General features: G+C 55.4%; 11 protein-coding genes. 6 read left to right on the top strand and 5 right to left on the bottom strand.

Annotated features, from left to right (window positions below):
- Positions 1-88 precede the first annotated feature (88 nt).
- Positions 89-292, bottom strand: coding sequence for a hypothetical protein (locus QWY82_RS18745; RefSeq protein WP_290265413.1), 204 nt, complete (start codon positions 290-292; stop codon positions 89-91).
- A 169-nt stretch (positions 293-461) separates the two neighbouring features.
- On the opposite strand from QWY82_RS18745, the gene QWY82_RS18740 reads away from it, so the two are divergent.
- Positions 462-1,145, top strand: a complete 684-nt coding sequence (locus tag QWY82_RS18740; RefSeq protein ID WP_290265412.1) for a hypothetical protein — start codon at positions 462-464, stop codon at positions 1,143-1,145.
- A 128-nt stretch (positions 1,146-1,273) separates the two neighbouring features.
- Here QWY82_RS18740 and ppa read toward each other — a convergent pair whose 3' ends face one another.
- Positions 1,274-1,822: an inorganic diphosphatase gene (gene ppa / locus QWY82_RS18735; protein ID WP_290265410.1), complete on the bottom strand. Its 549-nt coding sequence runs from the start codon at positions 1,820-1,822 to the stop codon at positions 1,274-1,276.
- 300 nt (positions 1,823-2,122) lie between these two features.
- On the opposite strand from ppa, the gene QWY82_RS18730 reads away from it, so the two are divergent.
- Together QWY82_RS18730 and msrA are read left to right on the top strand one after the other, a co-directional pair.
- A complete protein-coding gene (locus QWY82_RS18730) occupies positions 2,123-4,144 on the top strand; it encodes a sodium-translocating pyrophosphatase (RefSeq protein ID WP_290265409.1) in 2,022 nt (673 codons plus the stop codon).
- 208 nt (positions 4,145-4,352) lie between these two features.
- On the top strand, positions 4,353-4,937 hold the full coding sequence (msrA, locus tag QWY82_RS18725) for a peptide-methionine (S)-S-oxide reductase MsrA (RefSeq protein WP_290265407.1): 585 nt from the start codon (positions 4,353-4,355) through the stop codon (positions 4,935-4,937).
- Between the two features lie 357 nt (positions 4,938-5,294).
- On the opposite strand, the gene QWY82_RS18720 is transcribed toward msrA, so the two are convergent.
- A complete protein-coding gene (locus QWY82_RS18720) occupies positions 5,295-6,557 on the bottom strand; it encodes a 6-phosphofructokinase (RefSeq protein WP_290265406.1) in 1,263 nt (420 codons plus the stop codon).
- A gap of 272 nt (positions 6,558-6,829) precedes the next feature.
- On the opposite strand from QWY82_RS18720, the gene mpl reads away from it, so the two are divergent.
- On the top strand, positions 6,830-8,209 hold the full coding sequence (gene mpl, locus QWY82_RS18715; protein WP_290265405.1) for a UDP-N-acetylmuramate:L-alanyl-gamma-D-glutamyl-meso-diaminopimelate ligase: 1,380 nt from the start codon (positions 6,830-6,832) through the stop codon (positions 8,207-8,209).
- A 54-nt stretch (positions 8,210-8,263) separates the two neighbouring features.
- A complete protein-coding gene (locus QWY82_RS18710; protein WP_290265403.1) occupies positions 8,264-8,998 on the top strand; it encodes a PP2C family protein-serine/threonine phosphatase in 735 nt (244 codons plus the stop codon).
- A gap of 70 nt (positions 8,999-9,068) precedes the next feature.
- Here QWY82_RS18710 and QWY82_RS18705 read toward each other — a convergent pair whose 3' ends face one another.
- Entirely contained in the window at positions 9,069-10,049 is a 981-nt protein-coding gene (locus QWY82_RS18705; RefSeq protein ID WP_290265402.1) for a D-2-hydroxyacid dehydrogenase, read from the bottom strand.
- Between the two features lie 112 nt (positions 10,050-10,161).
- A complete protein-coding gene (locus tag QWY82_RS18700; RefSeq protein WP_290265401.1) occupies positions 10,162-10,998 on the bottom strand; it encodes an FHA domain-containing protein in 837 nt (278 codons plus the stop codon).
- Positions 10,999-11,344: 346 nt separating this feature from the next.
- On the opposite strand from QWY82_RS18700, the gene QWY82_RS18695 reads away from it, so the two are divergent.
- Positions 11,345-13,927: an efflux RND transporter permease subunit gene (locus QWY82_RS18695; RefSeq protein ID WP_290265400.1), complete on the top strand. Its 2,583-nt coding sequence runs from the start codon at positions 11,345-11,347 to the stop codon at positions 13,925-13,927.

The following is a 13,927-nucleotide window of genomic DNA, read 5'->3' as shown; positions in this document are numbered from 1 at the left end:
GTATTGCGGGGTCTTTTTTATAGAGGCCGAATTATAAGGTAAGTAGGGGGGACTGCAAGGGAGCCTGTGACCGCAATCACAAATAATTCTAGCGGTGCCCGCGGCTCCAGTTCAGCACCATGATTCTTTCGCGCAATTGGTTAGCCAATGCAGCAATGCCGGCGGTGTCGGGTTCGGTGGCTTGTTGCAATCTATGGATTTGTTTTTCTAGGCGGCGAATCTCTGCGCCTATGGTCGATTGCGATAGCGTGTCATCCAATGACTGATTGGTTGTAAACAACGGTTGGCGCATGGCAGTTCATCCCTGGTACTTCTATTTTTAGTATGTTGCTAAGTCTAACGGGTTGGCTAAAACCCTCTAGTGGCTTAAAGGGGCAATCTGTGTCAGTGATTTCTTACAGGCATTGCATGATGGCTGACATTGGGCAAAACTAACTGTATTGCAGCTGAGAAGTAAGATTATGAGTGACGGGCGTTTTGATATTGTGTTTCGCGGAGATATTGCCCCTGGCCAAGTTTTACCGCAGGTAAAGCAGCGCTTGGCGGCGCTGTTTAAGCGCGAGCTGGCGCAAATTGAACCGTTATTTTCCGGCGCGCCGGTGGCATTAAAGAAAGATGTGGATCAGCTCAGCGCCGAGAAATACAAGAAAGTATTGGCCCAAGCCGGCGCCTTGGTGGAGATACGCGAGGCGGGTACGTTAAAGGCGCCACCGGCGCGGCCGCGGCCGGTGGCAAAGGCGGAACCTGCAACGCAACCCGATGAAGCGCCGGCCCCGCCGGCGCCAGCGGGTTTAAGTTTGGTGCCCGTGGGTGGCTTTTTGTTAACCGACGAAGAACGCAAGCAGGCAGTGGAGCCCAGTGCGCCTGTAGCCCAAGTGAATTTTGAACTGCGCCCACTCGAAGGGAGTTTGGTGGATGAGAATGAGATTGAGCGCATGGCGCCGGTGCAGGTGGCCGACGTTGAATTCGATATCTCCGAGCCAGGTGTTGAGTTGGTTGAGGCACAGTACAAAGAAGTCGCCGAGGCGGTGGTAGTTGCTGACCTAGATGTCGATCTAGCGCCTGCTGGGTCCGATCTTGGGCAGCTGCCAAAAGAGCCAGCGCCGCCGGCGCCAGATACCAGTGGTATTCGCTTGGCAGATTAAAAAGTTGCTTGCGGCGCTGTTGCGCTAGTGGAATATTCCGTTACTTGGACATAAAAAAGCCTCCCGTGGGAGGCTTTTTTATGTCGAAAGGTCGAGTGCTGAGAAGCGTGGCTTCTCTCTACCTATGATTAGAATCGTGGCTTCTCTGGCAGTTCTTCGTAGCGCTTGACCGATTCCATGATTTCTTTGCGGGCTTCCTCTGGGCCGCCCCAACCTTCGATTTTGACCCACTTGCCCTTCTCTAAATCTTTGTAGTGTTCGAAGAAGTGAGCAATTTGGTTCAGGGTAATTTCCGGCAGATCGCGTACGGATTCTACGCCTTGGTAGAGTGGCGTGATTTTGTCGTGTGGCACGGCAACGATTTTTGCATCTTCGCCGGATTCATCGGTCATTTTCAGCACGCCGATAGGGCGGCAGCGCACCACGGAACCTGGGATTAAGGCCAAGGGCATGATCACCAGTACATCGACTGGATCGCCATCGCCACACAGGGTGTGGGGAACGTAGCCGTAGTTGCAGGGGTAGTGCATGGCCGTGCCTAACATCCGGTCTACGAAAATCGCGCCAGAGTCTTTGTCCACTTCATATTTGATAGGGTCGCCGTTGAGGGGGATTTCAATGATGACGTTAAGATCGTCGGGCAGATTCTTGCCAGAGGGCACCAGATGCAGGCTCATAACACATTCCACTTGGAAGCTAAAATTTGGGGCGCAGAGTCTACCACAGCCTCGGCGCGGCTTAAACGCTGTCGATAAAACAACCTAAGTCATTTGCTGGCGCCTAGGGACTGCCCTACTATGTTCCTCAGTGGCCGAGTTACCTGAGTGCAATCCGGTGTACCCCGACAATCGGCCACTTACATTGGGATCTACAGCAAGGAGCTGATTGTCGGGCGGTAAGACGTTGATGTTGATTGTAGAGATAAGAGGTAGATGTATCAGGTAGGGCCCCAACTATAACAATTACGAGGGTTTTCTATGGATATCCTGCTGTTGCCGCCCCTATTCGGGCTGGCTGGATTAGTGGTCGCATTTATTATTTACCGCATTATCGTTTCGTATCCTGCAGGGGAGGGGCAGGTTGCCGAAATTGCCGCATTGATTCACAAGGGCGCCATGGTTTTTATGCGCCGCGAGTATTCCATCTTAGGTTTGTTTCTATTGGTTGTGACGGTTTTATTAGCCATAGGCTTTGGCGGCTGGCGCACACCCGTGGCTTTTGTGGTGGGTGCACTGTGCTCTGCTACTGCCGGCCTTATTGGTATGCACACGGCCACCAAAGCCAATGTGCGAACCACCGTGGCGGCAAAAAATGAGGGAGCGGCCACAGCTTTGAACGTCGCTTTCTACGGCGGCTCGGTGATGGGCTTGGCCGTGGCGGCGATGGGGCTGTTAGGTTTAGGCGCCTTGTATCTTTGGTTTGGTGGCGACCCGCACCACGCGGAAGCCATTCATGGCTTCGGTATGGGGGCCTCCACGGTGGCGTTATTCTCCCGTGTCGGTGGCGGCATCTTCACCAAGAGCGCCGATGTGGGCGCGGATTTGGTGGGCAAAATTGAAGCCGGCATTCCCGAGGACGACCCGAGAAACCCTGGCGTTATTGCCGATAACGTGGGCGATAACGTCGGCGATGTGGCCGGTATGGGCTCGGATATCTTCGAGTCTTATTGTGGCTCGATTATCGCTACCATCGCCATTGCTGCAACCATGACTATGCTCCAATGGCAGCAGCTGGCACCCGAGCGCGAGGCGCTGATGTTTGCACCCTTGGCGCTGGCTTCCGTAGGCTTAATTTGCTCTATTTTAGGCATCATCATTGTTAGGTTGATGTCTGCCAATGCCCCGGCCATGGCGTTGCGCTCCGGCACCATTGGCGCCACCTTAATTCTCATTGGCGCTGCGTATTTTCTCTTGCGCTGGCAGGGCATCAGCGCCGCTGTTTGGTGGTGTGTGATGTTCGGTGCTGTGGGCGGTATCTTTATCGGCTTGGTGACTGAGTATTACACCGGCGGCAAGCCTGTGCGTCTAATTGCCAAGGGTGGTGAAACTGGGCCCGCGACGGTGATGATTGCGGGGCTCGCGACCGGTATGGAGTCGGTGGTGGTACCAGTGTTGGTGATTGCCGGCATCATTTTCGCCACCGCCGCGGTACTGCCCGAGGGCTGTGGCGTTTACGGTGTTGGTATGGCCGCCGTGGGTATGCTGTCCACTGTCGGTATCACCATGGCCATCGATGCCTATGGCCCAGTGGCCGATAACGCCGGTGGTATCGCCGAGATGGCTGGCTTAGGCGAGGATACGCGCAAAATCACCGATGGCTTAGACGAGGTGGGCAACACCACCGCGGCCATCGGCAAAGGCTTTGCCATCGGCGCCGCCGGTCTTGCGGCGCTGGCTATTATCGCCGCCTTCATCGCCACCGTAGAGCGCCATGTGCCGGGTTTTGCCCTGCGCCTGGACGACCCGCGGGTGCTCACCGGGATGTTTATCGGCGGCTTGTTTCCCTTCTTGGTGTCGGCCATCACCATGCGCGCCGTGGGCGATGCCGCCTTCGATATGATTAAGGAAATTCGTCGACAGTTTAAAGAAATCCCAGGCCTTATGGAGGGCACGGCTAAGCCGGACAGCGACCGCTGTGTGGATATCGCCACCCAAGCGGCACTGCGCAAGATGATTCTGCCCGGCGTGCTGGCGGTGGCCTCGCCCGTGGTGGTTGGCTTCGTGCTGGGGCCGCAGGTACTCGGCGGCATGTTGGGCGGCGCGCTGATCTCCTGTGTGCTGTTAGCCTTAACCATGGCCAATGCCGGTGGCGCTTGGGATAACGCCAAGAAATACGTAGAAAAAGGTAACTTTGGCGGCAAGGGCTCCGATGTACACAAGGCTGTTGTAGTGGGCGACACAGTGGGCGATCCCTTCAAAGATACCTCTGGGCCGGCGATGAATATTCTCATCAACGTTATGGCTATTGTCAGCTTGGTGATTGCACCGCTGTTGGCCTAGCGTTTGCGACAGAGATAAAAAGGGGGGCGAAATACTGTCTCCTTTTTTATTTGCTACCTACCGTGTCTGGTGGCGACGAGCGTCGCAATGATAATTATGCTTGCTGCTTGCTGCTTGCTACTTGTAGCGCTCTAAACTTTCTCCGCCGTAACAATTTCCGAGCACCATCATCAAATCGTTAGACAAAATGGTGTTCAGGAGTGAGTCTATGTTGACGCGTGTTGGCGTGTGCGTGATGTTGATGGCGGTGGCCGTGGGTGCGAAGGCGCAGGAAACGGCGCTGGCAATTTTTGCTGGCGGTTGCTTTTGGTGTATGGAAAAGCCGTTTGATGAGGTCGATGGGGTGAGTAAAACCGTGTCTGGCTACATCGGCGGGCAGCGCGCTAACCCCACCTATGAGCAGGTGTCGGCGGGTGTCACCGGGCATGCCGAGGCGGTGCAAATTACCTACGATCCGGCCAAGGTCAATTATGAAGCGTTGTTGGCTATTTTCTGGCGCAATATCGATCCGCTCGATGCCAAGGGTCAGTTTTGCGATAAGGGTAGCCAGTACCGCTCGGCGATTTTTTACCGCAATGAGCAGGAGCTTGCTCTTGCACAACAGACCAAAGCCCAAGTGAGCAAAACCTTGGGGGCACCCGTTGCCACAACCCTGGAAGCGGCAACCGAGTTTTACCCAGCCGAGGATTACCATCAGGATTATTACTTACGCAATCCGCTGCGCTACAAGTATTACCGGCACGGGTGTGGTCGGGATAAAAGGCTTGAGGCATTGTGGGGGGAGGGGCGATGATCTTAGCCGCAAGCCGCAAGCCGCAAGCCGCAAGCCGCAAGCCGCAAGCCGCAAGCCGCAAGCCGCAAGCCGCAAGCCGCAAGCCGCAAGCCGCAAGCCGCAAGCCGGACCCCGCAGCAGGATGGCCTGCCCCCGCAAGTCGGCCTTTGCAATTAACGAAAAAAGGCCCTTGCGGGCCTGATTTTTTGCGTCATCCTGACTTGTAGCTTGTAGCTTGTAGCTTGTAGCTTGTAGCTTGTAGCTTGTAGCTTGTAGCTTGTAGCTTGTAGCTTGTAGCTTGTAGCTTGTAGCTTGTAGCTTGTAGCTTGTAGCTTGTAGCTTGTAGGGGGCGGCCCCCCGCCTTGCAGCTGAAAAAAATTACACCTTAAAAACGGTTTTGGTTTTCTTTTCTGCTTTTACTTTTTTCAGGCGCGCGTAAACCGGTAGGCCGTTTTTATAGGGTGGGTAATCTTCACCTTGAATCAGCGGTAGTAAATATTCGCGCGCTTGTTCGGTAATGCTAAAGCCGTCTTTGCTGATGAATGAGCGCGGCATTTTGCGCTCCACATTGGCCACTTGATCCAGCGGCGCTTCGCCGATGCTCCAGCTGTAGCGCTTGCCCTTGCCGCGAATGATTGCCGGCATCACACCGCTTTTGCCTGCCACAGCCATTTCAACCGCGGCTTTACCCACGGCATAGGCTTGCTCCACATCGGTACCCGAGGCGATGTGGCGCGCGGCGCGCTGTAAATAATCTGCTAGCGCCCAGTGGTATTTTAAGCCCAGTTCTTGGCGCACCATGGTGGCCAGGGTAGGAGCTACGCCACCGAGTTGCTTGTGGCCGAAGGCATCGACGGTGCCGGAGTCGGCTAAGAAACTGCCGTCGGCGTATTGTGCGCCCTCGGAAGCAACGATGGCGCAGAAGCCAAATTTTTTCACGCACTCGTCCACGCGCTTTAAAAACTTGGCTTTGTCGAAGGCGATTTCTGGGAACAGAATAATGTGCGGTGAATCGCCTTCCTGCTCGGCGGCTAAACCACCGGCGGCGGCAATCCAGCCAGCGTGGCGGCCCATCACTTCCAAGATAAATACCTTGGTGGAGGAGTCGCACATAGAGGCCACATCGAGGCCGGCCTCTTTGATCGATACTGCAACATACTTGGCCACCGAGCCGAAGCCTGGGCAGTTGTCGGTAAAGGGCAGGTCGTTATCGACGGTTTTGGGAATGTGGATGGCTTGAATCGGGTAGCCCAAGGTCTTCGACAGTTGTGACACTTTCAAGCAAGTGTCGGCTGAATCGCCGCCGCCGTTGTAGAAGAAGTAGCCGATGTTGTGGGCTTTGAACACTTCGATCAGGCGCTCGTACTCGGCGCGGTTTTGCTCCAGGCTCTTGAGCTTGTAGCGGCAGGAGCCAAAGGCGCCGGAGGGCGTGTGGCGCAGCGCTGCAATGGTGCTGGGGGTTTCTTTGCTGGTATCGATCAGCTCTTCGCGCAGGGCGCCGATGATACCGTTGTGGCCGGCGTACACCTTGCCGATTTTGTCTTTGTGTTGGCGTGCTGTTTCTATCACACCGCAGGCGCTGGCATTTATCACTGCCGTTACACCGCCTGATTGCGCGTAAAACGCATTCATCTTAGCCATGGGTTACTCGTCTCGTCGCTAGTTGTATGAGATCGTCTGTGCGATCGTAATGGCGATCTGGTGTGTTGCGGTGCCGCCTTTTAAGGTCGCGCATGATACTGGAATCGCCCTCAGAATGCAGGTGAATTTTGGCTTAATAGGGTTGGTTTTGCTGGCCTCATCGGTCTGTTTGTGCGGGCTTTGATGGGGCTCAAAATCAACTGGCCCTCCATAGGTTAGTTCATGGCCCCATGGTAAGCTGCGCCAAAACAGCAGTAAGGCACAATTCTGTTATGCACATTCACATCTTAGGTATTTGCGGCACTTTTATGGGCTCCCTCGCGCAGTTGGCCAAGGCCAAAGGCCTGCGTGTGACCGGTTGCGATGCCAATGTCTACCCGCCCATGAGCGATCAGCTGCAACAGGCGGGTATTGAGTTAATTCAGGGATTTGACCCAGCACAACTGAGCCCTGCACCCGATCTAGTTGTGGTGGGCAATGCTATGTCCCGCGGCAATTCGCTGGTTGAGGCGCTGCTCGAAACGCAAATTCCCTTTACTTCCGGGCCACAGTTTCTGCGCGATCACCTGCTCGATGAGCGCTGGGTACTCGCCGTGGCTGGAACCCACGGCAAAACCACCACCAGTGCCATGCTCGCCTGGATTCTCGACTATGCCGGCATGGCGCCGGGCTTTTTAATCGGCGGTGTGCCGAAAAATTTTGGCGTCTCGGCGCGCTTGGGCGATACGCCGTTTTTTGTGGTCGAGGCCGATGAATACGACAGCGCGTTTTTCGATAAGCGCTCCAAATTTGTCCACTACCGCGCCCGCACCTGTGTGTTGAATAATTTAGAGTTTGATCACGCCGATATCTTCCCCGACTTGGCGGCGATTGAGCGCCAATTTCACCATCTCGTGCGCACAGTACCGGGCAATGGCCGGATCATTAGCCCGGCACTGGATCAAAATCTACAGCGGGTGTTGGCGATGGGTTGCTGGAGTGAGCAGCAGAGCACGGGCAGTGAGCAGGTGCTGGAGGCCCATTGGCAGTCCACCTTGCTGAATGAGGATGGCTCGCACTTTTCCGTTAGCTGTGCCGGTGTCAGCGCCGGCGCGGTTAATTGGTGCCACACCGGCGCGCACAACGTCAGCAATGCGCTCTCGGCTATTGCCGCGGCGCACCATGTGGGGGTGAGGCCAGAGACGGCGGTGGCGGCATTGAATGAATTTTCCGGGGTGAAGCGCCGGATGGATTTGCTGGCCGAAGTGGCCGGGGTCAAGGTGTACGACGATTTCGCCCACCACCCCACGGCTATTGAGACCACGCTGGCGGGCTTGCGCGCGCAGGTGGGCGAGCAGCCGATTATTGCGGTGATAGAGCCGCGCTCCAATACCATGCGCATGGGGGTGCATAAAGCGGTGCTCGCGGCCGCCGCACAAGCCGCCGATCAAGTGGTGTGGTTTCAGCCAGCGGGTGCGGATTGGGCGCTCAGCGACGTAGCCGCCGCATCGACAAAGCCGGCCAGCGTGGCTAGCGATGTCGATGCCTTGGTGCAGCAATTAGTGGCAAATCGCCGTGCGGGCAGCCATATTGTTATCATGAGTAACGGCGGTTTTGGCGGTATTCATCAGAAGCTGGTCGCGCAGTTAAACGCGGCCGAGCCAGTTTCTTAAGGCTTACAGGGGTTTATTGTTAGGGCAACTCGGGCACTCAATGAAGGACGAGGTATGAATAAGCTGGCCATCGCCGGACACACAGACAGAGGCGGGCGCGAGCACAATGAAGATGCCGTCGATTGGCTACTCGATACAAACCGGCGCTGGGCGCTGGCCTTGGTGGCCGATGGCATGGGTGGCTATACCGGCGGCGAGGTGGCCAGCACCCTCGCGCTTGAAGTGTTTCTCTATCATTTGCAGCCTTGGCTGCCCAATGCCGGCGACGCCAGCGCCGAGGCGGTGGCCGAGCATTTGTTGGCCAGTGCCCGCGCGGTGCAAACCCGGTTACAAGCAGAGCAGCGCAAGCAACCTGAGTTAGCGCGCATGGGCACCACCTTGGTGTGTGGTTTTGCCTGGCAAGATCAGTTGGCGCTGCTGCATGTGGGTGATTCCCGCTGCTATCGCTGGCGCACCGGAGAATTGTCGCGGCTAACTAAAGATCATACTTTTTTAGAGGACGCCGATCTCGGCGAGGCGGCTGGCGCGCCGTCGAGTAAGCACGTGTTGACGCGCGCACTGGGCGCCAAGCAAGCTTTCGATTTTTCCTTGGCGGTGCACAAAACCCAGGCCAAGGATCGCTATGTGTTTTGCAGCGATGGGATATCGAACGTGTTGACCGCGCAGGACTGGAGGCGCTGTTTGGCGCTGGGCGGCGAAACCGGTGCCATTGCCCGTTTGCTGATCGATACCGCTAAAATGAAGGGCGCCGATGACAATGTCACGGCCTTAGTGTTGGCGGTGGGGTAGGCGGGTGTCTGTGTTTTTGTCGTGTGTCCCACCTTACTCGCGCCGTCATTGGTTCAAATGAGACCGAGATTTAAACGCAGTTTTGCGGCCTGCCGGCGATAAAATTCGCAATATTGTCGGTCATAATATCCACCAAGTTTTGCCGTGCTTCACGGCTGGCCCAGGCCGTGTGCGGCGTTAGTATTAGGTTTGGGATATCTTCGGCCAGCAGCGGGTGATTGGCTGGCGGTGGCTCTTGGCTGAGTACATCGAGGCCTGCACCGGCCAGCTGGCCAGCGCGCAGTGCTAGCGCCAGTGCCGGCTCATCAATCAAGCCGCCGCGCGCGCAATTGATCAAAAACGCGCTCGGTTTCATGTGCGCCAGCGTTTGGCTATTCATCATTTTTTCCGTGCTGGCAGTTAACGGGCAGTGCAATGACAGCACATCCGATTGCGCCAATACCTGGGCAAAACTGACCCTGCCAGATGGTACCTCTGTTGCGTTTGGTCGCGCGCTTATCAAAACATTCATGCCGAGGGCGCGGCCCAGTTGTGCCACTTGTTGGCCTAAAACGCCGTAGCCAACAATGCCCAAATTTTTACCCGCCAATTCCACGATGGGATAGTCGAGCAAGCAAAAAAACGGGCTTTTGCTCCATTCACCGTTGTTTGCCGAGGTGCGGTAGCGCTGCGCATTGGTGGCCAAGTTGAGCATGAGCATCAAGGCGTGTTGGGCCACGGAGTTGGGCCCGTAGTTGACCACGTTACACACGGTGATGCCCTGCGCCTTGGCCGCCTGGAGGTCGACATTGTTAGTGCCGGTGGCGGCCACGCAGATCAACTTGAGCTGCGGGTTGGCGGCCATGAGTTCGGCGTCAATCACCACTTTGTTGGTGACGATAAGATCGTGACCGGCGATGCGCGCCGGCACTTGGTCCGGTGCGCTGGCAGCGTGCATTTGCCAAGCGGGCAATGTCGACAGCAGTGGCTCGAGGTTTAAATCCTTTGGGCCTAGGCTGGCGGTATCTAGTATCACGCCACTGTTGAGCGCTTGTTTGACCGTGCTTGACATATAAAGAGAAGGCGCCTCAGTTGCGGTTTGATAGCTTGGCTAAAAGCTCGTGATGATTTTTCGCGCGCCGTCATCCTCATGCTGGATGAGCTACAGGATGAACTGGCAGGCATTACATCTGAAAAGCGAGATATAAACCGGCTGCAACGGTAATGATAAGAAAGACCACCGCGGCCGCAATCGGCCCTTTGGTGTTGTGCACCGGCTCTTCTCGATTGCCCGGCGAGGTGGGCTTGGTTTTCCAGGCTTTTGGGTCACTGCTCACGGCCTTGCGGTTGATCGGCTGGGTTTCCGATAGCGGTTGGCGCAGCCGGGTGCTGCCGGTGGTCATGCCTGGCCCCACCACCTGAAAGCTGTACACGTCGAAGCGCAGCCTATCGCCCGGCACTAGCCTAATGGGCTGGTTGGCTTCAATGCGATTTTCATTGACGAAGGTGCCGTTGGCAGAACCTAAATCCCGAATTCTTAATTGGCCTTCGTGCAGTTCGAACTCGGCGTGCTGGCGCGATAAGTGGGTGCCGGGAATGACTATCTCACACTGGGCGCCGCGCCCGATGGCGGAAATACCGAGAGTTATGACGAATTCTTGGCCCGCCAACCAACTGCTGTTGCTGACCAAACACCAGCGATTGGCTAGGTGGTCTTGGCTTACGGCGTTCATTTTTAGCGAGTCGCCAGGGCCTAGGATGACCAGCTCTTCTTTGCCGATGCGTATGACGTCGCCGGGAAAAATTTCTTTCTCGGTGATGCGTTGTCCGTTGATAAAGGTGCCGGACTGGCTGCGGTTATCGCGCAGGATGGCGTGGTTGTTTTGGCTAATGATACGGGCGTGATGGGCTTCGGCGCTGGGTACGATAATCGTGCAATCTTCGGCTGAGCCGAGCGCGATATTTTTTTCGGCGATCCAATGGGGTTCACCGGCTTGGCTTTTTAATTGGATTTTGTACATTCAGAGCCGTAACTGTGTGGTTCGAAGGACGCCGTTAACTGAGGCCGTTAACAGGGATTATAACTGAAAAGATCTTTTGTGCTCATCCTCTCGTGTGAAGTTAGCACAAATGTCAAAGCGTCATGTGAGCGCTTTGCCTTATCCGAGAGACTATTTAATGCCTCATACGGCTAAATAGTAAACCTTTTTAGCTTGTAGTTTGCCGACTCGGCCCCACATAGAGGGGCATAAACATCCATTCGTTAACCCGTTGCGTATCAGTGGCTGATTTAAACGGCAGTTTTAATTTAATCGGCCAAGCCCCATAATGCGTGGCACAGGGAAGGCCATCGACAGTTCGTATGACATGACGCAAATACTCTATAGATTCTACCGCCGCTTGGTTATCGGCAGCCCGGCCTTGGCCTTAGCCCTCGTCGCGCTGGTATTGGTGACCTTCTCGCTTGGCTTACCTAATTTTAAGCTGGACGCTTCCGCTGATTCCTTGACCCTAGAGAACGATGCGGCGGTCGACTATTTTCGCGAGGTTAGCAAACGCTATCAGTCTGGCGATTTTTTAGTGGTGACCTTCAAGCCAGAACAGGATCTCTTTTCCGATCAAGCCTTAACGCTGCTGCAAAGTCTGCAAGCGGATTTAGCTGAGGTTGAGGGCGTGATTGGCATCAATAGCATCTTGACCGTGCCCTTGCTGTACAGCCCGCTTATCACCATGAGCGATTTGAACGAACCGAAAAATTTACTGAGCACCGGCGTCGATCGCGCGGCGGCCAAGCGTGAGTTTCTCGAGAGCCCGATTTACCGGGATATGCTGCTAGGGCCAGACGGTCAAACCACCGCACTGTTGCTCAACTTAGCCGTTGATGAAACCTATATCGCCTTGGTGCGCGAGCGCGATGGCTTGCGCGCGCGGGCCAAAACCACGCGCTTAACGGCGCAAGAAAAAGCGCAGCTAGAGGCCATTAGCGCCGAGTTTTTGGCTTATCGCACCGCCGCTGCAGAAGCTGCCACGGCTAGAGTTGACGCGGTGCGGGCTATCGTGGCCGGTTATAAAGATCGAGCCCAGATTTATCTCGGCGGTGTCACCATGATCACCGCCGATATGATCAGCTTTATTAAGAGCGACCTGGTGGTGTTTGGCGCCGCTATTTTGGTGTTCATTTTGGTGTTGATGACGGTTATTTTTCGGCACTGGGTGTTGGTGCTGTTGCCGGTGTTAACCGCTGTGTCGTCGGTGGTGATGGTGTTGGGTTGGCTCAGTTGGATTGATTGGCGTTTAACCGTCATTTCCTCCAATTTTGTCGCCTTGCTGTTGATCATCGGCTTGGCAATTACGATCCATTTGGTGGTGCGCTATAGAGAGTTGGTTGTGGCGCAGCCAGAGTGGGATCAAGCCCAGCTGGTGCAAGAAACAGTTCAGTTTATGTATAAGCCGGTGGTTTATACCGCCCTCACCACCATGGTGGCCTTTGCCTCGCTGGTGGTGAGCAATATCCGTCCGGTGATGGATTTTGGCTGGATGATGGTTATCGGCTTAACGGTTGCCGTGGTGTTGTCTTTTATCATTATTCCGGCTGGTTTAATGTTAGTGCAACCCGCAGCGCTCAGGCCGAAAGGCGATAGCGATGGAAGCTCGGCCATTACCTTGCGCTTTTCGCGCTTTACCGAGCGCTTCGGCGGTACGGTGTTAATCTTGTCGCTAGTCATTGCAGCTATGAGTGCGCTTGGTATTAGCCAGCTAAAAGTGGAAAATCGGTTTATCGATTACTTCCGACCCAGCACCGAAATTTATCAAGGCATGACCGTGATCGACGACTCCCTTGGCGGCACGGTAAGCCTCGATATATTGCTCGATGGCTTGCCCGAATCGGTAGAGCTCAACAGCTCCAACGACGACCCGTTTAACGAGGTTGATGCCTTCGATGTACAAGATCCCTTCGACGCGCCGGAGCCAATGTTGGAAGCCGATCCCTTTGGCGAGGTCGACCCCTTCTCTGAGCAGAACCCGGCCGCCGCGCCGCGCGAAAGCTATTGGTTTACCAGTGCCGGTCTGGCGCAGATTGAGTTTTTACACGACTACCTCGAATCCCTGCCGGAAGTGGGCAAGGTGCAGTCGCTGGCCACGGCTTACAAGGTTGCCAGGGATGTGAACGGTGCGCCATTAAATGACTTTGAACTGGCGGTGCTGCGCCAGTCGCTGCCAGATAGCATTCGCGACTTGCTGGTGGCGCCCTATCTGTCGGTGGAAAATAACCAAGCGCGTATAAGCTTGCGGGTGAAGGAGAATGATCCCAATCTTCAGCGCGCCGCCCTGGTTGAAAAAATTCGCGACTATGCCACCCAAAATGACTTGGGCTTTAAGCCTGAGCAGGTGAGCTTTTCCGGCGTATTGGTGCTGTACAACAATATGCTGCAGAGTTTGTTTCACTCGCAAATCGTTACCTTGGGCGTGGTGTTTTTAGGTATCGCCTTAATGATGAGCTTGCTGTTTCGCAATCTCCTGTTGGCACTCATCGGCATTTTGCCGAATATCCTGGCCGCCTCCGTGGTGCTGGGGGTGATGGGCCTCGCCAATATCCCGCTCGATATGATGACCATTACTATTGCCGCCATAGTCGTGGGTATCGGCGTGGACGATACCATTCACTACATCCATCGCTTTCGGCGCGAGTTTGAGATAGATCGGCAATACCTGCCGGCCATGCACCGGGCCCACGCCTCGATTGGGCGCGCGATGTTTTACACCTCGGTGATTATCACCCTCGGCTTTTCTATCTTGGCTTTGTCGAATTTTATTCCGTCGGTGTATTTTGGTCTGTTGACCGCCTTGGCCATGCTCGCGGCCATCTTGGCGGCGCTGACCCTATTGCCGCAGTTGATACTCATGTTTAAACCCTTTGGCCCGGCCGCTGCGGGCCCAGCTCCGGATTAA

This window comes from Simiduia curdlanivorans (genome assembly GCF_030409605.1).
In the GTDB taxonomy this organism is placed as follows: domain Bacteria; phylum Pseudomonadota; class Gammaproteobacteria; order Pseudomonadales; family Cellvibrionaceae; genus Simiduia; species Simiduia curdlanivorans.
This window is presented reverse-complemented; position numbering and strand designations above follow the sequence as displayed.